The organism is Deinococcus sp. HSC-46F16 (assembly GCF_024171495.1).
GTDB lineage: Bacteria > Deinococcota > Deinococci > Deinococcales > Deinococcaceae > Deinococcus.
Genome location: NZ_JALJZW010000001.1, coordinates 1,038,202 through 1,056,732, shown reverse-complemented (window position 1 = coordinate 1,056,732; position 18,531 = coordinate 1,038,202). Strand labels below are relative to the sequence as shown.

20 protein-coding genes are annotated in these 18,531 nt (G+C 72.1%); 10 read left to right on the top strand and 10 right to left on the bottom strand.

Annotated features, from left to right (window positions below; translation table 11 throughout):
- Positions 1-534: 534 nt before the first annotated feature.
- On the top strand, positions 535-3,534 hold the full coding sequence (locus L1280_RS05300; RefSeq protein WP_253581044.1) for a BTAD domain-containing putative transcriptional regulator: 3,000 nt from the start codon (positions 535-537) through the stop codon (positions 3,532-3,534).
- A gap of 9 nt (positions 3,535-3,543) precedes the next feature.
- Here L1280_RS05300 and L1280_RS05295 read toward each other — a convergent pair whose 3' ends face one another.
- Entirely contained in the window at positions 3,544-4,164 is a 621-nt protein-coding gene (locus L1280_RS05295; protein WP_253581083.1) for a Rad52/Rad22 family DNA repair protein, read from the bottom strand.
- A 92-nt stretch (positions 4,165-4,256) separates the two neighbouring features.
- Here L1280_RS05295 and L1280_RS05290 point away from each other — a divergent pair, with 92 nt between their 5' ends.
- The gene (locus L1280_RS05290) at positions 4,257-5,039 is read left to right on the top strand and encodes a 3-hydroxybutyrate dehydrogenase (protein WP_253581043.1); all 783 of its coding nucleotides are present in this window, start codon (positions 4,257-4,259) and stop codon (positions 5,037-5,039) included.
- A gap of 6 nt (positions 5,040-5,045) precedes the next feature.
- Here the strand turns inward: L1280_RS05290 and L1280_RS05285 are convergent, their stop codons facing one another.
- The 3 genes from L1280_RS05285 to L1280_RS05275 all read right to left on the bottom strand — a co-directional run bounded on the left by L1280_RS05285 (position 5,046) and on the right by L1280_RS05275 (position 7,065).
- Positions 5,046-5,531, bottom strand: a complete 486-nt coding sequence (locus tag L1280_RS05285; protein WP_253581042.1) for a CAP domain-containing protein — start codon at positions 5,529-5,531, stop codon at positions 5,046-5,048.
- Between the two features lie 467 nt (positions 5,532-5,998).
- Positions 5,999-6,514: a chromate transporter gene (locus L1280_RS05280; protein WP_253581041.1), complete on the bottom strand. Its 516-nt coding sequence runs from the start codon at positions 6,512-6,514 to the stop codon at positions 5,999-6,001.
- Entirely contained in the window at positions 6,511-7,065 is a 555-nt protein-coding gene (locus L1280_RS05275; protein WP_253581040.1) for a chromate transporter, read from the bottom strand. Before L1280_RS05275 ends, L1280_RS05280 begins: the two co-directional genes overlap by 4 nt.
- A gap of 84 nt (positions 7,066-7,149) precedes the next feature.
- Between L1280_RS05275 and L1280_RS05270 the strand changes: the two genes are divergently transcribed.
- A complete protein-coding gene (locus L1280_RS05270) occupies positions 7,150-7,650 on the top strand; it encodes an NUDIX domain-containing protein (RefSeq protein WP_253581039.1) in 501 nt (166 codons plus the stop codon).
- On the opposite strand, the gene L1280_RS05265 is transcribed toward L1280_RS05270, so the two are convergent.
- Positions 7,609-8,343, bottom strand: coding sequence for a hypothetical protein (locus tag L1280_RS05265; RefSeq protein WP_253581038.1), 735 nt, complete (start codon positions 8,341-8,343; stop codon positions 7,609-7,611). The two genes, L1280_RS05270 and L1280_RS05265, sit on opposite strands and share 42 nt — an antisense overlap.
- Before the next feature lie 103 nt (positions 8,344-8,446).
- On the opposite strand from L1280_RS05265, the gene L1280_RS05260 reads away from it, so the two are divergent.
- The 5 genes from L1280_RS05260 (at position 8,447) to L1280_RS05240 (ending at position 12,155) form a co-directional block, all read left to right on the top strand.
- Positions 8,447-8,650, top strand: coding sequence for a CopG family transcriptional regulator (locus tag L1280_RS05260; RefSeq protein ID WP_253581037.1), 204 nt, complete (start codon positions 8,447-8,449; stop codon positions 8,648-8,650).
- A gap of 74 nt (positions 8,651-8,724) precedes the next feature.
- Positions 8,725-9,732 (top strand): ATP-binding cassette domain-containing protein, encoded by a 1,008-nt coding sequence (locus L1280_RS05255; protein WP_253581036.1) that lies wholly within the window; start codon positions 8,725-8,727, stop codon positions 9,730-9,732.
- Between the two features lie 24 nt (positions 9,733-9,756).
- The gene (locus L1280_RS05250) at positions 9,757-10,560 is read left to right on the top strand and encodes an ABC-2 family transporter protein (protein ID WP_253581035.1); all 804 of its coding nucleotides are present in this window, start codon (positions 9,757-9,759) and stop codon (positions 10,558-10,560) included.
- On the top strand, positions 10,557-11,345 hold the full coding sequence (locus L1280_RS05245; protein ID WP_253581034.1) for an ABC-2 family transporter protein: 789 nt from the start codon (positions 10,557-10,559) through the stop codon (positions 11,343-11,345). The genes L1280_RS05250 and L1280_RS05245 overlap by 4 nt, the downstream gene beginning before the upstream one ends.
- Positions 11,346-11,465: 120 nt before the next feature.
- Positions 11,466-12,155: a hypothetical protein gene (locus tag L1280_RS05240; protein ID WP_253581033.1), complete on the top strand. Its 690-nt coding sequence runs from the start codon at positions 11,466-11,468 to the stop codon at positions 12,153-12,155.
- Here L1280_RS05240 and L1280_RS05235 read toward each other — a convergent pair.
- A complete protein-coding gene (locus tag L1280_RS05235) occupies positions 12,152-12,568 on the bottom strand; it encodes a GNAT family N-acetyltransferase (RefSeq protein WP_253581032.1) in 417 nt (138 codons plus the stop codon). The two genes, L1280_RS05240 and L1280_RS05235, sit on opposite strands and share 4 nt — an antisense overlap.
- A 92-nt stretch (positions 12,569-12,660) precedes the next feature.
- Here L1280_RS05235 and L1280_RS05230 point away from each other — a divergent pair, with 92 nt between their 5' ends.
- Complete coding sequence (locus tag L1280_RS05230; RefSeq protein ID WP_253581031.1) at positions 12,661-13,755, top strand: NADH:flavin oxidoreductase/NADH oxidase; 1,095 nt, start codon at positions 12,661-12,663, stop codon at positions 13,753-13,755.
- 37 nt (positions 13,756-13,792) lie between these two features.
- On the opposite strand, the gene L1280_RS05225 is transcribed toward L1280_RS05230, so the two are convergent.
- The 3 genes from L1280_RS05225 to L1280_RS05215 all read right to left on the bottom strand — a co-directional run bounded on the left by L1280_RS05225 (position 13,793) and on the right by L1280_RS05215 (position 16,502).
- Entirely contained in the window at positions 13,793-15,010 is a 1,218-nt protein-coding gene (locus tag L1280_RS05225; RefSeq protein WP_253581030.1) for a VanW family protein, read from the bottom strand.
- Between the two features lie 79 nt (positions 15,011-15,089).
- A complete protein-coding gene (locus L1280_RS05220) occupies positions 15,090-15,581 on the bottom strand; it encodes a fasciclin domain-containing protein (protein ID WP_234009165.1) in 492 nt (163 codons plus the stop codon).
- Positions 15,582-15,797: 216 nt separating this feature from the next.
- Entirely contained in the window at positions 15,798-16,502 is a 705-nt protein-coding gene (locus L1280_RS05215) for an ATP-binding cassette domain-containing protein (RefSeq protein ID WP_253581029.1), read from the bottom strand.
- A gap of 71 nt (positions 16,503-16,573) precedes the next feature.
- On the opposite strand from L1280_RS05215, the gene L1280_RS05210 reads away from it, so the two are divergent.
- Complete coding sequence (locus L1280_RS05210; protein WP_253581028.1) at positions 16,574-17,266, top strand: Crp/Fnr family transcriptional regulator; 693 nt, start codon at positions 16,574-16,576, stop codon at positions 17,264-17,266.
- A gap of 65 nt (positions 17,267-17,331) precedes the next feature.
- Here L1280_RS05210 and L1280_RS05205 read toward each other — a convergent pair whose 3' ends face one another.
- Positions 17,332-18,522, bottom strand: a complete 1,191-nt coding sequence (locus L1280_RS05205) for a class I SAM-dependent rRNA methyltransferase (RefSeq protein WP_253581027.1) — start codon at positions 18,520-18,522, stop codon at positions 17,332-17,334.
- Positions 18,523-18,531 lie beyond the last annotated feature (9 nt).

Genomic DNA, 18,531 nt, shown 5'->3' with positions numbered 1-18,531 from the left:
GCGGGCGTCACCCTCAACTGGCAGTTCTCCACCCAGGTCGCCCGCCGGACGCTAGGACGGCACTACGAAGCCATTCGTATTAAATGAACGCTGTACTAGACGTAGCTCTTGGCTTTGGGCCTCTGCCTTCGGGTGGGGGCCGGTTTTTTTGATTGCGGTTTGCCCCCACCCCCCAGCCCCCTACCCCCCGAGGGGGCAGGGGGAGCGGCGCTGCGCTAAGCAAAGGTTGTCCCCCCATCGTCGGCTCCGCTTGCCCCGCCCCCGGTTCCCCCTCCACGCCATCCTTCCGCCCAAGGAAAAGGCCTCGGCGCGTCCGTGCCGAACGGCTCGTCTGCCTGGAACTTGAGCTTGGAAGGTGAGAAAGCTTCGGACGGCTGACACAAGGAAAAGACAGCTTTAGCAAGAGCGTGTCGGTATCTGCCCCTCCCCCCTTGTGGGGGAGGTTGGGAGGGGGGTGGCAAGCAACGCTTGCCCTTTCTGACGGCTGACCATTCCCCCTCGTCCCTCCGCCCCCCCATGCCCTACCATCTCCCCGTGACCCTCGACTGGCGCGAACATGCCTCCGCGCGGCGGGCGCGGCCTCCTCAGGTGCGCGGCGCGGTGGCGCGGCCCCGGCTGCTCGCGCTGCTGAACTCGGCGCGGGTGCTCAGCGTGGTGGCCCCGGCGGGCTACGGCAAGACGACGGCGTTGGCAGCGCACCTGCCCGAGCTGGGGCGTTCGGCGTGGCTCACGCTGGACGTGGACGACGCCGACCCGCAGGTCTTCGTGGCGGGGCTGGCGGTGGCGGTGGCCGGGCTGCCGGGCGGCGAGGGACCGGGGGCGCTGCTGGACGCGGGGGCCACGCCAAGGCGGGTGGCCGCGCGGGTGGCCGACGTGCTGGACGCGGCGGGAGCGCTGCTCGTGCTGGACGAGGCCGGGCACCTCGCCGGGCCGCTGGCGGGGGACGTGCTGCGCGAGCTGCTGGGGGGGCGGGTGGCTCTGCTCTCGCGGCTGCCACTGGAGCACCCGGCCCTGACCCGGCTGGAGGCGGAGGGCGAACTGCGCCGCCTCAGCGCCCCCGACCTCGCCTTTACCCGGCAGGAATTGGGAGCGCTGCTCGCCGCGCAGGGGGTGACCGCGAGCGCGGAGGAGGTGCGGCTGGCACACACCCTGACCGAGGGGTGGCCCATCGCGGCCCGCTTTCTGGCGCAGGCGGCGGCGCAGGGGCGGGTGCCGCTCTCGGCGCTGGCAGAGCTGGACGGCGGCGAGGCGCAACTGGCGACCCTCTTCACCTACCTCGCGCAGGAGGTGCTGGGGCCGCTGGACCCCTCGTTGCGGGCGCTGCTGACACGCGGCAGCGTCTTCGAGGAACTCTCGCCGGGCCTGCTGGAAGCCGTGCTGGACGTGCGTGGGGCAGGTGCCCTCCTGGGAGCGCTGGAGCGGGGCGGCACCTTCCTGACCCGTACTGGCGAGACGTACCGGGCCCATCCCCTGTTGCGGGCGCACCTGCGCGGGCTGCTCTCGCCGGGTGAGGCGCAGGAGGTCGCGGGGCGCGGAGCCGACTACTTCGAGCGCACCGGGCGGCCCCGGCGGGCGCTAACAGCGCACCTTCAGGCGGGGAATACAGGGCGAGCTGCCGAACTGCTGGCTGGATCAGGCGGGCGCTGGCTGGAACAGGGGCGGGTCACGCTGGTGGGCCGCAGCCTCGCGCGGTTGCCGGGGGAGGCGTGGACCCCCGCCCTGCACGCCCTCTCGGGCGACGCCCGGCGGCTCTCCTCTCGCTACGCCGAGGCGCTGGCCGCCTACGCGCAGGCTGACCCCCTCGCGCGGGCGCTGGGAGAGGCGCAGGTCGCGCTGGACACCGTGCAGCCCGAGCACGCCTGGTCGGCCCTAGACACAGCGGCGGCTCTGGCCCCGGACGAGGACACCCAAGCCCGGATTGCCCGGATGCGGGCCGAAAACCACCTCAACGCGGGGGACCTCGCGCGGGCGCTGGAGCTGGCCCCGGCTCTGGCACGGGGTGCCCGCTACGCCCTGCGCTCCGGCGACCTGGGGCGGGCGTTGGAGCTCGCCCTGGAGGCCGCGCGGGGCGAGGCGGGCGGGGCGCGGGCCGCGCAGAACCACCGCGAGGGGCTGCTGCTCGCCGCCTTTCTGCACGCCGCGCTCGGCGAGCCGCAGGAGGCGGCCCGCCGCGCCCGCGAGGGGCTGGCGGAGGGCGAGCGGCTGGAAAGCCGCTTCGTGCAGTCGCTCGCGCAGGCGCGGCTGGGCCACGCGGAGGCCATCGCCGGGCGGGAAGACGCAGCGCGGGCAGCCTACACGGCAGCCCTGGCCCTCGCGCAGGACGTGGTGCCCCGCTTGCAGGTGGAGCCCCGGCTGGGCCTCGCCTACTTGGAAGGCCGCGCCGGAAACGTGGCCGAGGCCGGAGCGCACGAGGCGGCGGCCCTCGCCAGCGTCGGCGGCGACTGGTACGTGGCAGGGCTGACCCGGCTGGTGGCGGCGCTGGGGCGGTGGCAGGGCGGAGACGCGGCGGGGGCGCGGCCCGGCCTGGAAGCGGCCCACATGTCCTTCGCGGCCTGCGGGGACCGCTTCGGGGCGGGGGCGGCGGCGCTGGCCCTGTACGCAGCGACCGGGGAGGGCGCGGCGGAGGCGGCGGGCGGGGTCGCCCAGTTCCCCTTCCTGCTCGCGCGGCGTTCGCTGGTGTCCCCAGTGCCCACACGGGCGGCCCGTGCTGCGCTGCTGGCCCGGCTGGGAGCGGCGGTCCCGGAGCGGCAGGCCGACCTGCGGCCCGTGGCGCGGTCGCTGGGCTACCCCGATCTCCCCAGCCCGGACGCGCTGCCCGGCGTGGACGTGCGGGTGCACGTGCTTGGCCGCGTGGCGGTCACCCGCGATGGTGGCCCCGCCCGCGAGTGGGGCCGCGCCCGCGCCCGCGACCTGCTCGCGCTGCTGGCGGTGTCGCCGGGTGGCCTGCCCCGCGAGGCCGCGCAGGAAGCCCTCTTTCCCGACGCCGACCCGCAGGTGGGCGAGCGCAATTTCCGGGTGACCCTGCACGCGCTGGGGCAGGTGCTGGAGGAGGGCGTGGCGAGCGGTACGTTCCTGGAGCGCGGCGACTGGCTGCGGCTGCTTCCCGGCCCCGACCTGAGCGTCGATCTGGATGAGGCGCGGGCCTGGCTGGACGCTCTCCCCGGCACGCCCGGCCGCGCCCCGGCCCTTCTGGCCCTTCCCGGCGAGCTGGCGGGCGGCGACCTCGACGCGGTGCAGACTGAGGCCGAACGCTACGCCGCCCGCCTCCCCGAAGCCCTGGGCGAGGAAGCCGAGGCCGCGCTGCGGGCCGGGACGCCGGACCTCGCCGCGCGGCTGGCCGAACGTGCGCTGACCCTCGACCCCGCTTTCGAGCCTGCCGCCCGTGCGCTGATGCGGGCGCACCACGCCCGCGCCTACCCCGCCGCCGCCGCCCGGACGTATGCGGCCCTGGGCGCGGCGCTGGCCGAGCTGGGCCTCAGCCCCCTGCCCGAGACGGCGGCGCTGCACCGGGCGCTGACGGGGCAGGAGCCCTGAGGGCCCTGGTTAGAGTCTCAAGCTCGCGGCGGCCTCCGGCGCGGTTCCCGCCCGCTCCACCGTGTCCAGCGCTGCCCGGAGGTGGCGGTAGACCTCGCGCAGTTGTCCCACGTCCTGGGGGAGTCCGGTCCGCAGGGCGTCCAGCGCTCCCAGCACGTGCGCCGCGCCGGACGTGCGCTCCTCTTCGGGCAGCGCCCACTCGGGAAGCCGGGGCGGGTCGAGGGGAGCGCGGCGGCCCTCGTCCCAGGCGACCCAGGTGCGGGGCAGGTCGTAGAGGTAGCGCCCCACCCCGAAATGCACGGCGCAGCGCTTCAGCGCGTCACTGGCGGCGGCCTTGAGGGTTCCGGCCTCGCCCTCGCCCGCCTCGCCCACGTCACTGCGGGTCAGGCCCAGCACGGTCAGGCGGCCACGGGCGGTGGGCGGCTGGCCCGGCTGCCCTGGAAAGAGCTTCACGTCGAAATTCCACTCGCCCGGACACACGTCGTCCAGTCGCTCCATCACCGTGCGGGCGTCTACGAACGCCACCATCAGCGCCGAGGACCGGTCCCGGCTGACCATCTGGGGCTTCCAGGCGACCCGCGCCGCCGGAAAGGGGGCCGCGAGGCGGTCTTTCACCTGGGCATACGTCACGTCCATACCTTAAACCATATCCTCTTTTTCGAAGTAGACAGAAGCAGGCGCACTGCAACGCCCCCGTGACGTCCCCCCACTACACTCCGCGCATGACCTCCCCCGACACTCCTGCAGCACTGGCCCGCGTCGCCCTCGTCACGGGCGGCACCAGCGGCATCGGCCTCGCCATCGCCCGGCGGCTTCAGGCAGACGGTCTGCGTGTGGCCGCCCTTGACCTCGACCGTCCGCAGGCGCGGGAGGTGGCGCAGGAGCACGGCTTCACTTTTGTGGGCGCCGACCTCTCCCGCCGGGCCGACTGCCGCCGCGCGGTGGACGAGACGGTGGCGGCGCTCGGCGGCCTGGATGTCCTCGTGAACAACGCGGGCTTTCAGCACATCGACCCCATCCCCGACTTTCCGGAAGACACCTGGGACACCATGCTCCACGTGATGTTGACGGCGCCCTTCCTGCTCAGCAAATACGCCTGGGCACACCTCACGCGCTCCGGCCAGGGCCGCATCGTGAACGTGGCGAGCATCCACGGGCACGTCGCCAGTCCCTTCAAGAGCGCCTATATCAGCGCCAAGCACGGCGTGATCGGCTTCACGCGCACGGCGGCGCTGGAGGCGGGCGAGCAGGGCCTCACGGTGAACGCCATCTGCCCCGGCTATGTCCGCACGCCGCTGGTCGAGGGCCAGATCGCGGACCAGGCCCGCACGCGCGGCCTCAGCCCCGAGGAGGTCGAGCAGAAGGTGATGCTGGAACCCGCCGCCATCAAGCGGCTGCTGGAGCCGGAGGACGTGGCGGCCCTCGCCAGCTACGTCGTCAGTCCCGCCGCGTGGGGGATGACGGGGGCAGTGCTGGACCTCGACCTGGGGTGGACGGCGCGGTAACCCGCCCTACTTCGGCTGGCTGCTGAGAACCACCACATACGCCGTTCCGCGCGACCCCTGCACCACCGCTGCCCCCGCGTGCGTGTAGCGGGCATCGGTCAGGATCGCGCAGTGCAGTGGCGAGGCGAGCCACCAGTTCAGCGCCGACTGCGGACTCGTGCCCATGTAAATGATCTCAGTCACACTGACCGCCTGCACGCCCACGCTGGCCGCCCGGATGCGCGGGGTGGTGCCCCCAGCTCCCGCGTGCGTGACCCCAGCGCGGCTGCTCATGTACCCCGCCTGAGTCCGCGCGGCGAGGGCGTGTGCCGCACTCGGCAACAGCGGCGCCGCGACGGGCCGCCGCCCACTGGCCGGACAGGTGACCCCCCGCGCCCGCGCCTCATTCAGCCCGGCCAGTACCTGCGCCTCGGCGGGAGACTGCGCCGTTGCCGAAAAGGGAGTCAACGCCGCGAGCATCCCCGCCGCAATCGTGAGTTGGGCACGAAGCATGATGGCGGCAGCATAAGGACTGACTTCAGGATGAGAAGTGAAACGGGGTGCAGACGCGGAGAGGGTGGGGATGGTAACGGGCGGAAGGGTTGGGCACATGCCCCCTTACCCCGCTGCTGCGCAGGGCCTCTCCGCTGCGCGGCTCTACGAGTCACCCGCTGGGGGAGAGGGGGAAACTACGCTTTCGCACTTGCCATTTTTTCCTGTGTCAGCCGATCTCAGCGTTCCCTCCTCGCAAGCCCATGTTCCAGGCAGACGAGCCGTTCGGCGTGTCAGTGCCGAGGCCTTTCACCTGGGCAGAGGATGGCGTGGAGGGGGAAACGGGAGCGGGCCAAGAAGGGCCAGAGGATGAGGGGACGACCTTTGCCTGGCGCAGCGCTGCTCCCCTTTCCCTCTGGGGACTCGCAGAGCTGCGCAGCAGAGGGGGCTGGGGGGCGGGGCAAACCGAATCAAGATCCCCTGCCCCCTCACAACCCCAGCAGCGCCCCCACCACCGCCGCTCCCAGCACCACCACCGCGCTGTTCACCCGCGTCCGCCAGAGCAGCAGAAACGCGCCGACCGCCACCGCCACTCCTGCCCACGATGTGATGCTGGTCTGCCCCAGCACCAGCGCCCCCGCCAGCACCACCCCGCCCCCGAAGGGCAGGAGCGCCTGCCGAAACGCGACCACCCACGGATTGGCCCGGTGCCGCTCCCACGCGAGGGCTGCGACCGCTCCAATCAAGGCCGTCGGCCCGTAGAACCCCAGCGTGGCGACGAGCGCCCCGGCGAATCCCGCAGCGGCGTAGCCGTAGTGCGTGACCGCCAGCATGTTCGGCCCCGGCATGAGTTGCCCCAGCGCGAAGCCATTCGCCAGCGTGCCCGCGTCGATCCAGCCCCGCTCGCCCACCAGCACGCGCTCCATCTCCGCGACGTTGGTGCCCCCGAAGCTGATCAGCCCCAGCCGCACGTAGGCCAGGAACATGGTCCACAGCTCGGTCACCCGGACCCCCGGGGGCGGTGGAGCAGCAGCCCGGCCCCCACCATCGCCAGCAGCACGGGCAGCAGGTCCAGCCGCAGCACCCCCAGAGCCAGGAAGGTCAGCCCCACCACCGCCGGGCCACCCCTCACCCGCCAGCCCACCCGCACGACGGGCAGCGCGGCGGTCAGCAGCACTGCCAGCGCCGCGCACGCCGCTCCCCGCAGCGCACTTTGCAGGGTGGGGGACAGGTCCCCGGTGCCCCCCAGCGTCAGCACGCTGACCGCCAGCATGACCAGCAGGCCCGGCGTCAGCACCCCCAGCACGCTGGCGAGCGCTCCCAGCCGCCCCGAGAGCCGCGCCCCGACCATCGCCGCGAGGTTGACGGCGTTCGGCCCCGGCGTGAGCTGCGCGAGGGTAAAGGTCTCCGCGAATCCCTCCTCGGTCATCCAGCCCCGCGTCAAGAGCGCCCGCCGGGTGTGCGCGGGCAGGCCCCCGCCGATCCCGGCCAGCGCGACTCCCACGAACAGCCGCGCGAGGGCGAGGGGGGTAGGAGCGCTGTCCGGCGGCGTCATGGGCAGAGGCTACGCCCCTGCCCCCCGGCCCTGGCCGTGACTGCGGCAGGAACAGCCCGGCCCAAGCGCTAGCCTGCTCCCACCGTGACCGACCCTGCTCCTTCCGACTCGGCCCCACCCGACTACATCGCCGCCCTGCGCTCGCTGATCGGCACCCGGCCCGTCAACCTGATGGGTGCGGTCGGCCTCATCCTGAATGCGCAGGGCGAACTGCTGCTGCACCGCCTCGCCGGGCGGGACGTGTGGGCGGTGCCAGGGGGCCTGTGCGAACTCGGAGAACCGCCGCTGGAAGCGATGCGCCGCGAGGTCCGCGAGGAAACCGGGCTGGAGGTGCGCGGGGCGGAGCTGCTGGACCTCCTGACCACCGGGCACTGCCAGATGCCCAACGGCGACGAGGCGTACTTCTACACGGCGGTGTATCTGGTCACCGACTGGCACGGTACGCCCGTCCCGGATGGAATAGAAGGCGTAGAGGTGGCCTATTTCGGTCCGGACGAACTCCCACCCCTGCGCGGACAGCCCGGTGCGTGGGCGGCCGAGTGGTTACGGGCGCGTGGACCGATTTCGGCCTCCGCCCGGCCCTGAGCGGCCCTGCCCCGGACCGGGCGCGTGGGCCAGCCAGATGGTGTGGTGCGCGCCCTTGCCGGGGCGGGCGCGGGCGGTCCGCACGTCCACCCGGAATCCGGCGCGGTTCAGGCGGGAGGTAAAGCGGCTGTCCCCGCTCGCCGACCACACCGCGAGCACCCCGCCGGGCTTCAGTGCGAGTCGGGCGGCGCTCAAACCTGCGGGCGAGTAGAGCCAGTTGTTGCCGTGATGGGTAAAGCCCTCGGGACCGTTGTCCACGTCCAGCAGCACGGCGTCGTAGGTGCTGTGGCCCCCGCGCAGCAGCTCGGCCACGTCACCCACATGAACGCGGGTGCGGGGGTCTTCCAGCGGACGGCCCGCGCATTCCCCCAACGGCCCCCGATTCCATTCCACGACCTCCGGCACGAGTTCGGCCACCGTGACCACGCCCCCTGGCCCGACCCCCCGCAGCGCCGCCGCCAGTGTGAAGCCCATGCCCAGGCCCCCCACCAGCACATGCGGCCGGCTCCGGCCCGCGATGGCCGCACACGCGAGGTCGGCCAGCGCATCCTCCGAGGCGTGCATCCGGCTGTTCATCAGCTCGCTCGTCTGGGTGCTGAGGTGGATGGAGAATTCCCCCTCGCGCCGCGAGAGCCGCATCTCGCCGTCGGTGCCGGGAATAACGGCGCGGCCGAGGAGTTCCCAGGGCTTCACGCGGAGGCCTGAGCGGGGGAGGTCAGGAGGAGAAGCATGGAGCCGACTGTAGCGGGTTGGCACGAGCCGTAAAGCCTTGCCAGATTGCTAGTAAGCTAGCCATATGGGAGAGGACGAGAAGCGGCAGTTCAACATCTACCTGCCAGAAGGGCTGATCCGCGAGGTCAAGATCGCCAGCATCGACGCGCGGGAGAGCCTCAGCGCCTACGTCGAGCGGGCGCTGAGGCAGCACCTCCAGATTGAGGCGGAGGCGAGGCGGGCCGGGGATGAGGCGGCCCGGCAGTACGGCGTGCAGGGCGCAGAGTGAGGGCCGCAGTACGGGCCTGACCCCGCCATTTCGCGCATTCCGGGCCATGCTTGCTCACGTACCCTGAGACACCTATGACCACACCCACCCCGGACGCCGCCGTGCACGTCCGTGACCTGCGCAAGAGCTATACCGTCCACGAGAAGGAGCCGGGCTTTCTGGGCAGCCTGCGCTCCTTCGTGAGTCGCCAGTCCCGCGAGGTGGAGGCGGTGCGCGGCGTCTCCTTCAACCTCGCGCCCGGCGAGGTGGTGGGCTTCCTGGGGCCGAACGGGGCGGGCAAGACGACCACCCTCAAGATGCTCTCGGGCCTGTTGCATCCCAGCGGAGGAGAGGTGCGGGTGGCCGGATTCGAGCCGAGACGCCGCGAGGCCGCCTTTCTGCGGCGCATCACCCTGGTGATGGGGCAGAAGCAGCAGCTTATCTGGGACCTCCCGGCGCTCGACTCCTTCCTGGTCAATCAGGCCATCTACGAGATTCCCGATGCGCAGTACCGCGCCACCATGCACGAATTCACCGAGGTATTGGGGCTGGAGGGCATCCTCAAAAAGCAGGTGCGCAAGCTCTCGCTGGGCGAGCGGATGAAGTGCGAACTCGCCGCCGCGCTGCTGCACCGCCCCCGCGTCCTCTTTCTGGACGAGCCCACCATTGGCCTCGACGTGAACATGCAGGAGTCGGTGCGGGCCTTTATCCGCGACTACAACGAGCGCTACGGGGCCACCGTCATCCTGACGAGTCACTACATGGCCGACGTGACGGCGCTGGCCCGGCGCATCCTCGTCATCGACCAAGGCCAGCTCGTCTTCGACGGCGACCTCGCCCGGCTGGTGGAGCGGGGGGGCGGGGGCAAGACCGTCCGGCTGCAACTGCGCCGCCCGGTGGAGGCCGCCGCGCTCGCCGCCTACGGCTCGGACGTGAAGGTGGACGGCCTGAGCGCCGAACTCACCGTCCCCCGCGCCGAGGTCAGCCCCCGCGCCGCCCGCCTGCTCGCCGAACTCGACGTGGCGGACCTGACCGTGGAAGACCCGCCCATCGAAGCGGTGATGGCGGAGCTGTTCGGGGGGAAGGAAGTGGTCCGTGGTTGATTCCCGCAGGCCGGGGGGCCGCCCATGACGGCCCTGTGGCGGAAGGTGCGCGTCCTCTTTTCCACCCGCTTTGCCGAGATGGTGGAGTACCGGGCCGAGGTCGTCATCTGGATGCTCTCGGGCACCCTCTCGCTGGTGATGATGCTGGTGTGGATGGCGCAGGCGGCGTCGGCGCCGGACGGGAAGGTGGGCGGCTACACGCCCGCCGAGTTCGCCTCCTACTTCCTGGGCATCTGGGTCACCGGACAACTGCTGGTGGTGTGGGTGGCGTGGGAACTCGACATGGAGGTGCGGCAGGGCACCCTCTCGCCCAAGCTGCTGCGCCCGCTGGACCCCCTCTGGGAGCACTACGCCGCGCACGTCGCCGAGCGGGTGGTGCGCTTTCCCGCGATGCTGGGGTTGGTGGCCCTCTTCGCGTGGCTGGCGGGGGCGAGCTTCAGCACCGACCCGCTGCATTACCTCGCGGCGCTGGGGCTGGCCTTGCTGGGGTTCAGCGCCCGCTTCTTGTGGGAGTACACGATCGGGCTGCTGGCCTTCTGGACCGAGTCGAGCACCAGCTTTCAGGAACTCGTCTGGCTGCTGTACGCCGCGCTGGGCGGCATGTTCGCGCCGCTGGCCTTCTACCCCCAGTGGGTACAGAATATTGCGGTCTGGACCCCCTTTCCCTACATGCTGGGCCTTCCGGCGCAGCTCCTAGCGGGCAAGGCGTCCCTGGCCGACGCCGGGCGCGGGGCGCTGGTGCTGGGGGCGTGGCTGATCGTGTTCTGGTTTGTGCGGCTGGCCGTGTGGCGACTGGGGCTGCGGAAGTACGGGGCGGTGGGGGCGTGACCCGCTATCTCCGGCTGATGCGCCTGTTCACCGGGGCCACCCTCTCGGCACAGCTAGAGTACCGGGCCAACTTCGTGGGGGCGATCCTCGCCAGCCTGGGGGAAGTGGGCGTGGCGCTCCTCGGCATCGGCGTGCTGTTCGGGCAGCCGGGCACGGACACGGTGGGCGGGTGGACCTTTCACGAGGCGCTGCTGGTGACGGGCTTTTTCATGCTCACGGAGGGCGTGATCAGCGTCTTTATCCAGCCCAACATGAGCAAGATCGCGGAGGCCGTCCGCACCGGCAGCATGGATTTCACGCTGCTCAAGCCGCTGGACGCGCAGTTCGGGGTGAGCACCCGGCACCTCAACGTGCTGCGGGCGGGTGACCTCTTGATCGGGCTGGGGCTGATCGCCTACGCCGCCTCGCACCTGACGGTCACGGCGGGCGGCCTCGCGGGGGCGGCGGTGCTGTACCTCTCGGCGGTGGTGATCGTGTACTGCATCTGGCTGGCGCTTTCCACGACGGCGTTCTGGTTCGTGAAGACGCAGAACGCCTCGGAGCTGTTCAACGGCGTCTTCGGCGCGGCCCGCTTTCCGGTCACGGCCTTTCCGGTGCCCATCCGGGCGCTGCTGACCTTCGTGGTGCCCGTCGCCTTTATCACCACCGTGCCCGCACAGGCGCTGACGGGCACGCTGACGCCCGCGCTGGCGCTGGCCTCGCCGCTGGTGGCGGCTGCCGCCTTCGTGCTCACGCGGCTGTTCTGGCTGAAGGCCGTGGCGAGCTACACGAGCGCGAGCAGTTGAGGAACTTGCGGTGAGGCGAAGCCGAGCCCGAGGGGAGCGAGAGACAAGGGACAGCGGCTCGCGGAGATGGAAGAACAGCCGGTGTCCCGTCCGGCTGTTCTGGAATCGGAGGGAGGCGCGGTGAGCAAAGACCGCTGGTCCGCCGCTTTCACCCAGGCGGGGCTGAACTGGCCGGGGCCGACTCCACCGGGTTCGCTGGCGGAAGTGCGGGCCGCTTTCCCCGACATGGAGGAGGCCGACCTGCGCCGGGCCGTGTGGACCGCTCTGGGTCAACCCCGGCCCCGTTCGCTGAGGCTCTCGCCCCAGGCCCGCACTCGCCTCTCGCACCTCGCCGAACTGCGCGACGTGTTCTCGCCCGCCGACGCCGCGCGGGTGGGGGCGGAACTGACGGAGGAGAGGGAGCTGGCCGCCGACCTCCTCACGGTGCGGCCCTGGCTGCCCTCCGAGACTCCGGCCCGCGAGGTGCTGAACGCGGTGCTGCGCGGCGAGTGGTCGGGCCTTCTCGCCTTGCTGGGAGAACATGGCCCCTGGGTCTACGCGGCGACGGTGGCTGACCTTCAGACCCTCGCGCGTTTGAATGGCGAGCTGGTCGCGGCGGCTTCCCGTGCCGACGAGGAATCCTTGCTGGACGCGGCGCTGGCCTCCCGGCACACTTTTCCGGCATTGCTTGCCCGGCTGGAGGCGACCGACTACCGCCGCCCGTCCCCCGGTCCCGCCCCCGACCTCGCTGCACTGGAGGCCGCCTTCTGGTGGGAGGCCGAGAGGCAGGCACGGGCCGCCCACGAGCGGTGGCAGGCGCGGCGGCGTTAGCGGCCCTCCTCCGGCACCCCGCTTTGCCGCGCGTAGTTCCGCCGGTACATCGCGTTGCCCCGCCCCATGCCCAGCCGCCCGTAAAAGGGCACCACGTCGTCGTCGCAACTCAGGTCCACCGCGTAGAGGTGCCCGAGTTGCTCCAGCAGATGCCGCATCAGCGCGGTCCCGAGGCCCCGGTCCTGGTGCTCCGGCAGGACTTCCAGCAGCGGGATAAAGGCCGTCAGCACCCCGTCGCTGATCGCCTGCGCGAAGCCGACGACGCGCCCATGCTCGTCCAGGGCGAGCGAGATTCGGTACGACCCGGCGAGGAGGCGGTGAAAGGTCTCGGCCGTGGGCGGGTTGGGCCAGCCCACGAAAAAGCCCTGCAAGTCGTCGGGCGTGAGGCCCTCCAGAGAGTCGGTGAGACGCATGGCCCCAGCCTGCCCCGGCAGGTCACCCTCCGGCGTCCGCCATCTGGCCTGGGCCGCGCGGGTGCATCCCCCGCCGCGCTAGATTTTCCCCCATGACGACGCCCCCCGCCGACGCCCCGGCTCCCCTGCTGTTCAGTCCCCTGAAGCTCCGCAGCCTGACCCTGAAAAACCGCACCGTCGTCTCGCCCATGTGCATGTACAGCGCCCAGAACGGGGTGGCGAACGACTTTCACCTCACGCACCTCGGGCAGTTCGCGCTGGGCGGGGCCGGGCTGATCATCACCGAGGCGACCGCCGTCTCGCCGGAGGGCCGCATCAGCCCCGAGGACCTCGGGCTGTGGGCCGACGAGCAGATCGTGCCGCTGGGTCACATCACCGATTTCGTGCACCGCCACGGCTCCCTGATCGGCGTGCAGCTCGCGCACGCGGGGCGCAAGGCGAGCACCTACTCGCCTTGGCGCGGGCGCGGCGCGGTGCCGGCCGAGCTGGGCGGGTGGGGGGTGATCGGGCCGGACGGCGAGCGCTTCCACGAGCTGTACCCGGTGCCCGCCCCCATGTCCCATGACGACCTTCGCCGGGTGGTGGCTGACTTCGCGGCGGCGGCGCGGCGGGCGGTCGTGGCGGGCTTCGACGCCGTGGAGATTCACGCGGCGCACGGCTACCTGCTGCACCAGTTCCTCTCGCCGCTGGCGAATACCCGCACCGACGAGTACGGCGGCTCCTTCGAGAACCGCACCCGGCTGCTGCTGGAGGTCGTCCGCGCCGTGCGCTCGGCGTGGCCCATGCACCTGCCCTTGTTCGTGCGCGTGAGTGCCACCGACTGGGCGGAGGGCGGCTGGGACCTCGACCAGACCGTCCAGCTCGCCTCGCTGCTGCGCTTCGAGGGCGTGGACGTGCTCGACGTGAGCAGCGGCGGCCTGACGACCGCGCAGCGCATCACCGTGGGACCGCTGTATCAGGTGCCCTTCGCCGCCCGCGTCCGGGCCGAGGTGCCCGACCTTCTCACGATGGCGGTCGGGATGATCGAGACGCCCGAGCAGGCCGAGGGCATTCTCCAGAACGGCGACGCCGACCTCGTGGCCCTGGGCCGCCCCTTCCTGCGCGACCCCCACTGGCCGCAGCGGGCCGCCCGCACCCTGGGCGCGACGCCGCCCCTGCCCGACGTGTACGCGCGGGCCGGGTGGTAGGAGGTCTGGGGAGGAGGGGGAGCTGCCCCCTGTTCACTCAGCGCAGCCGCTCGTCTCCCGGAGCGACCGCGAACACGCCCCCCCACGGCCGGTACTGGCTGGTCGTGCGGTCGGTCGTGGTCTGGCCGCGCCGGGTGATGCGGCGGACGACCTGCGTGTTCATCCCGGCGGCGGGCATGTCGAGGCGCCGGGCCTCGCCGGGGCGCAGGGCAGGGTCGGCCACGAAGCTCGGAGTGGGAGCCAGCGCGGTGGTCCGCACCTGCGGCGTAGACACCGTGACCTCGCGGTCGGGGGGCGCTCCGAAGAGGTGGACCTCCAGCGTCCCGGCCTCCAGATTCCACTCCACCTGCATCAGCAGCGGCGCGGCGGTGTCGTTGCGCAGGCGCAGGTTCTTGGCGGGAGCGTAGACCGTCGCCTCGTACCCTGGCGGGTCGTAGTAGGCGACGTGGTGGGAATGCTGGTGGCGCTCGACGACCTCCAACCCCGCCTGGTACCCCGCCCGGAAGACGGTCGTGCTGACCTGACAGATGCCGCCGCCGGGTTCCATCGTCAGGCTCGCCCCGGTGATGACGTAGCCCGGCACGAAGCCCCGGCCCGCCGAGATGTGCCCCACCGTTCGGTTGAAATCCAGCACTGTGCCCGGTGCCACCCACAGCTCCTGAAAGCGGGCCGCCCCCACCCGGATGTTGTGGACCCGGAAATCGGGACTGCCCGCGAAGCTCGACTCCCCGGTCGTCAGGTGCGTGGTCACGCCGCGCGAGTGCAGCTCGGCTACCGTCCGCCCCGGTGGAAGCAGGCGCAGGGCGACCGTCGCCTCCCCCCGCCCAGCGAGCAGCGCCACCCGTACCCGCTTGGCGGTGGGTCCCCGCCGCACCGCCCACCCGGTCCGGGCCTGCGCGACCCACCCCCCGCCTTCCCGCACGAAGCGGGCGTCACGGGGCCGCCGCGTCTCGATGCGGGCGTACAGCCGCTCCAGCCGCACAGAGAGGTCACCCGTCACTTGGCCCTCGCGCAGCCCGCGCCGTTCCTGGGCGCCGAGGGTGAGGGTGTGGGTCTGGACGACGTTACGGGAGCGAATCTTGCCGCCACTCAGCACCGGCTCGGGCGCCACGACTTTCAATTGCAGGGTCTGGGGCCGCAGCTCCCGGTCCACGCTGGGCGACACCGGGGGAGCCTGCCCGGCGGTCAGCAGCAAGGCGCCCGCGAGGAGGGCGAGCCGCCTGGCCCCGCGCCGCAGGGTCAAAGGAAGAGTCATCGTGGCGTCCTCCGGAAGGGCGGGACGAGAAGAGGGTCAGTCGCCACTTCGGGCCTGACCCCCTCCTTGCCGCGCCCGGTCAGTTGGGGGGAAGCAGCACCGTGTCGATCACGTGGATGATGCCGTTGCTGGCCCGCACGTCCGCGCGGGTGACGGTCGCGTCGTTGATCCGCACCGTGCCGCCGCTGGCGTTGATGCGCACGTTGGCGCCCTGCACGGTGCGGGCGCTGCTCAGGCGCGTCACCTGTGCGGCGGTCACCCGGCCGGGCACGACGTGGTAGAGCAGCACGGCGCGGAGCTGCGCGGGGTTGTTCAGCAGGGCCTGAAGCTGGTCGGCGGGAATCTTGGCGAAGGCCGCGTTCGTCGGGGCGAAGACGGTGTAGGGGCCGGGCTGCGACAGCGTTTGCGTCAGTCCGGCGGCCTGCACCGCTGCGAGCAGCGTGCTGAAGTTGGGATCGTTCGAGACGATCGCGGCGATGGTGTTGCCCGCAGGCACGCTCTGGCCGCCCCCCGCGACGGCGGGCGAGGCGAGCAGGAGCACGGTGCTGATCCACATCAGGCGCTGCTTCACGGTAGACCTCCCTGGAGTCCGCTTCCAGCAGGGACGACGCCGGGGAGGGCCTGTCCCTCCCGAACCGGGCGCCCGACCTCGCATTGATGAGTTCCCTTGCCTGGAAGGCTCCCGCAGCGTAAGCGGCCTCTGCTGTCCGGGGGGTACGGGGCCGTACAATCCCGCGCCCACAAGGCCTCTTAACGGGAGATACAGGGAACGCTCAGGCCGGGAGGGTCAAGGGGCGTGGTGGCCGCGTTCCTCCTCAATTCGCCCGTCGAGCAGGTGCAGCGCCCAGTCTGCCCGCCCTGCTTGCCGCTCGTCGTGGGTGACCAGCAGCACCCCGGACCCCTCCTCCCGCGCGAGGCCGAGGAGCAGGTCGGCCACCCGGTCGGCGTTCGCCCGGTCGAGGCTCCCGGTCGGCTCGTCGGCCAGCACGATGGCGGGGCGGGTCACGAGCGCCCGGGCCAGCGCCACTCGCTGCCGCTCGCCCCCTGACAGCACGCCGGGCAGGTCGCGTTCGCGTCCCGACAGGCCGACCCGCTCCAGCAACCCCCGCGCCCGCTCCTCGCCCGCCTCGCCGCTCAGCAGCGCGGGCACCCGCACGTTGTCCAGCACGCTGAGGTCCTCCAGCAGATAATGGTGCTGAAAGACCAGCCCCACCCGCCCGGCCCGCCGCCGCGCCCGCGCCTGGGTGTCCAGCGTGTCCACCCGCTCGCCCGCCCACCAGACCTCGCCGCCTTGCGGGGTATCCAGGCCCCCCAGCAGGTGCAGCAGCGTGCTCTTGCCGCTCCCGGATGGTCCCGAGACGGCCACAACCTCGCCCGGCCCCACCACCAACGAGACGCCGTGCAGCACGATCTGGTCCCCGAAGCCGTGCCGCACCTCGCGGGCTTCCAGGGCGGGGGGCGGGGCTGGAGGGACGCGGGTCACGCGCGGCACTGTAGCGCAAGGGGCGTGCCCCGGCCGGGGACAACACGGGGGCCGGGGCATGCTCTAGCATGCGGCCTGAGATGTCGCTTCTGGACGAGTTGAGAACTTCGCCGCTGTTCCGCGACGTGCCGGAGGCCGCGGTGCGCGAGGCCGCCGGGATCGTGACCCCCCGCCACTTCCGGCGCGGCGAGCTGATCGTCGAGCAGGACGCGGAGGGCGAGGCGATGCACCTCGTCACGCGCGGGGTGGTGCGGGTCAGCCGCGTCAGCGTGGGGGGCCGCGAGCGGGTGCTGGGCGACCTCTACGCGCCGGGCGTGATCGGGGAAACGGCGGTGCTGGCCCGGCAGGAGCGCAGCGCGTCCGTGCGGGCGCTGGATGAGGTCCGCACCCTGATGCTCTACCGCAGCCACTTCGAGCTGATCTTGCGCCAGCACCCCGGCGTGCTGTGGAACCTCGCGGAGATGTTGGCCCGCCGCGTGACCCTCCTGAACGACGAGCTGATCGCCTTCGGGCTGAATACCGAGGCGGCGCTCGCGCACGTCTTCGGCCACCTCCACGCGGTCCGGGTGGCGGCGGGGGTGCCGCGCCCAGAGGTCCTGCCCCTCTCGACCACCGACATCATGGCCCGCACCAGCAGCAGCCGTGAAACGGTCGTGCGCGTTCTCAAGCGCATGGAGGGCCACGGCCTGCTGCGCGTGGGAACCCAGAGCGTGACCCTGATCAACCCGGCGGCGCTCGATCAGGTGTCGCTGGAAGCGGCGGACGTGGACTGAGGGAGAAACCACCACGGGAAAGGCGGAAGGCTCCCATCGGTGGCCTTCCGCCTCTCGCATAACGCCTACGCCTCTTTTTTCAGCAGCACGCTCTTGAGGTACAGGCTCTCCGGCACGCTCAGCAGGTGGGGGTGATCGGCGGGCTGGTAGGTGATCGCCACGACCTCCGCGCCGCACCCGGCCTCGCCCGCCGCGACCCTGGCCGCGTCGAGCAGGTCGTCCACCCGGATGTAGTGGGCACAGGTGCTCACGAGCAGGTGGCCGCCGGGCCGCAGCATCCGCAGGGTGCGGGCGGTGCCGTCGGTGAAGATGCGCTTGGCGCGGGGCACGTCCTCCTTGCGCTTGGCAAGGGTGGGCGGGTCCAGCACCGCCGCCCCGAAGGTCCGCTTCTCGCGCTCCAGGGTGGTGAGCGTCTCGATGGCGTCTCCCCAGCGCACGCCGACCTGCACCCCGTTCTCGCGGGCCTCGCGCTCCAGCACCCCCAGCGCCGCCTGGTCCTTGTCGAGCGCGACGGGTTTGGCCCCCGCCCGCGCCGCGTGCAGGCTGAAGCCCCCGGTGTACGAGTACACGTCGAGAAAGCCCTCGCCGGGCGCCGCGAGCGAGCGCATCAGCCGCCGGTTGTCGCGCTGGTCCAGAAAAAAGCCCGTCTTCTGCGCGTCAAAGGGGCTGAAATGCAGCGAGAGGTCATCTTCGTGGAAGGTCACGCGCTCCGGTACATCGCCCCACAGCACGCCCGTGCGGAGCTCCAGCCCCTCACGGCGGCGCTCGCCCGTGTCGCTGCGCTCGAAGGCCGAGGTCGCGCCCGTCTCCTCGCGCAGTGACCGCAGAATCAGGTCGCGGTGGCGCTCCACCCCCGCGTTGCGGAACTGCACGCTCAGCACGTCCCCGAACTGGTCGGCCACCACGCCGGGCAGCCCGTCGGCCTCGGCATACAGGACGCGGCGGGCGTCAGTGTTCTCGATGCGCCCCTCGCGCCGGGCCAGCGCCGCCCGCACCCGCGAGCGGTAGAAGGCGAGGTCAATCGCCTCGCCCGGCGTCCACGTCAGCATCCGCAGCGGCGTCGCGCCCTGCGGGTTGAAGTACCCGCGCCCGACGAGCGACCCGTCGGGTGCCCGCACGTCCACGACCTCGCCCGCCTCTATCCCCGGCCCCGCCTCCCCGATGTCCCCCGCGTGCCCGAAGGGGTAGCGCCCCGAAATGCGCCGCACCGCCCCCGGCTTCAGGGTCACGCTTGCCAACCTGCTCGCCTTCGTCATGGGTGCAGG

What these genes read in the sequence shown, in the direction of transcription:
- L1280_RS05290 (WP_253581043.1), top strand. Translation starts at nt 4,257, where the DNA reads ATGACCTCCCCCGACACTCCTGCAGCACTGGCCCGCGTCGCCCTCGTC.
- L1280_RS05285 (WP_253581042.1), bottom strand. Translation starts at nt 5,531, where the DNA reads ATGCTTCGTGCCCAACTCACGATTGCGGCGGGGATGCTCGCGGCGTTG.
- L1280_RS05275 (WP_253581040.1), bottom strand. Translation starts at nt 7,065, where the DNA reads ATGACGCCGCCGGACAGCGCTCCTACCCCCCTCGCCCTCGCGCGGCTG.
- L1280_RS05260 (WP_253581037.1), top strand. Translation starts at nt 8,447, where the DNA reads ATGGGAGAGGACGAGAAGCGGCAGTTCAACATCTACCTGCCAGAAGGG.
- L1280_RS05255 (WP_253581036.1), top strand. Translation starts at nt 8,725, where the DNA reads ATGACCACACCCACCCCGGACGCCGCCGTGCACGTCCGTGACCTGCGC.
- L1280_RS05250 (WP_253581035.1), top strand. Translation starts at nt 9,757, where the DNA reads ATGACGGCCCTGTGGCGGAAGGTGCGCGTCCTCTTTTCCACCCGCTTT.
- L1280_RS05235 (WP_253581032.1), bottom strand. Translation starts at nt 12,568, where the DNA reads ATGCGTCTCACCGACTCTCTGGAGGGCCTCACGCCCGACGACTTGCAG.
- L1280_RS05230 (WP_253581031.1), top strand. Translation starts at nt 12,661, where the DNA reads ATGACGACGCCCCCCGCCGACGCCCCGGCTCCCCTGCTGTTCAGTCCC.
- L1280_RS05225 (WP_253581030.1), bottom strand. Translation starts at nt 15,010, where the DNA reads ATGACTCTTCCTTTGACCCTGCGGCGCGGGGCCAGGCGGCTCGCCCTC.
- L1280_RS05210 (WP_253581028.1), top strand. Translation starts at nt 16,574, where the DNA reads ATGTCGCTTCTGGACGAGTTGAGAACTTCGCCGCTGTTCCGCGACGTG.
- L1280_RS05205 (WP_253581027.1), bottom strand. Translation starts at nt 18,522, where the DNA reads ATGACGAAGGCGAGCAGGTTGGCAAGCGTGACCCTGAAGCCGGGGGCG.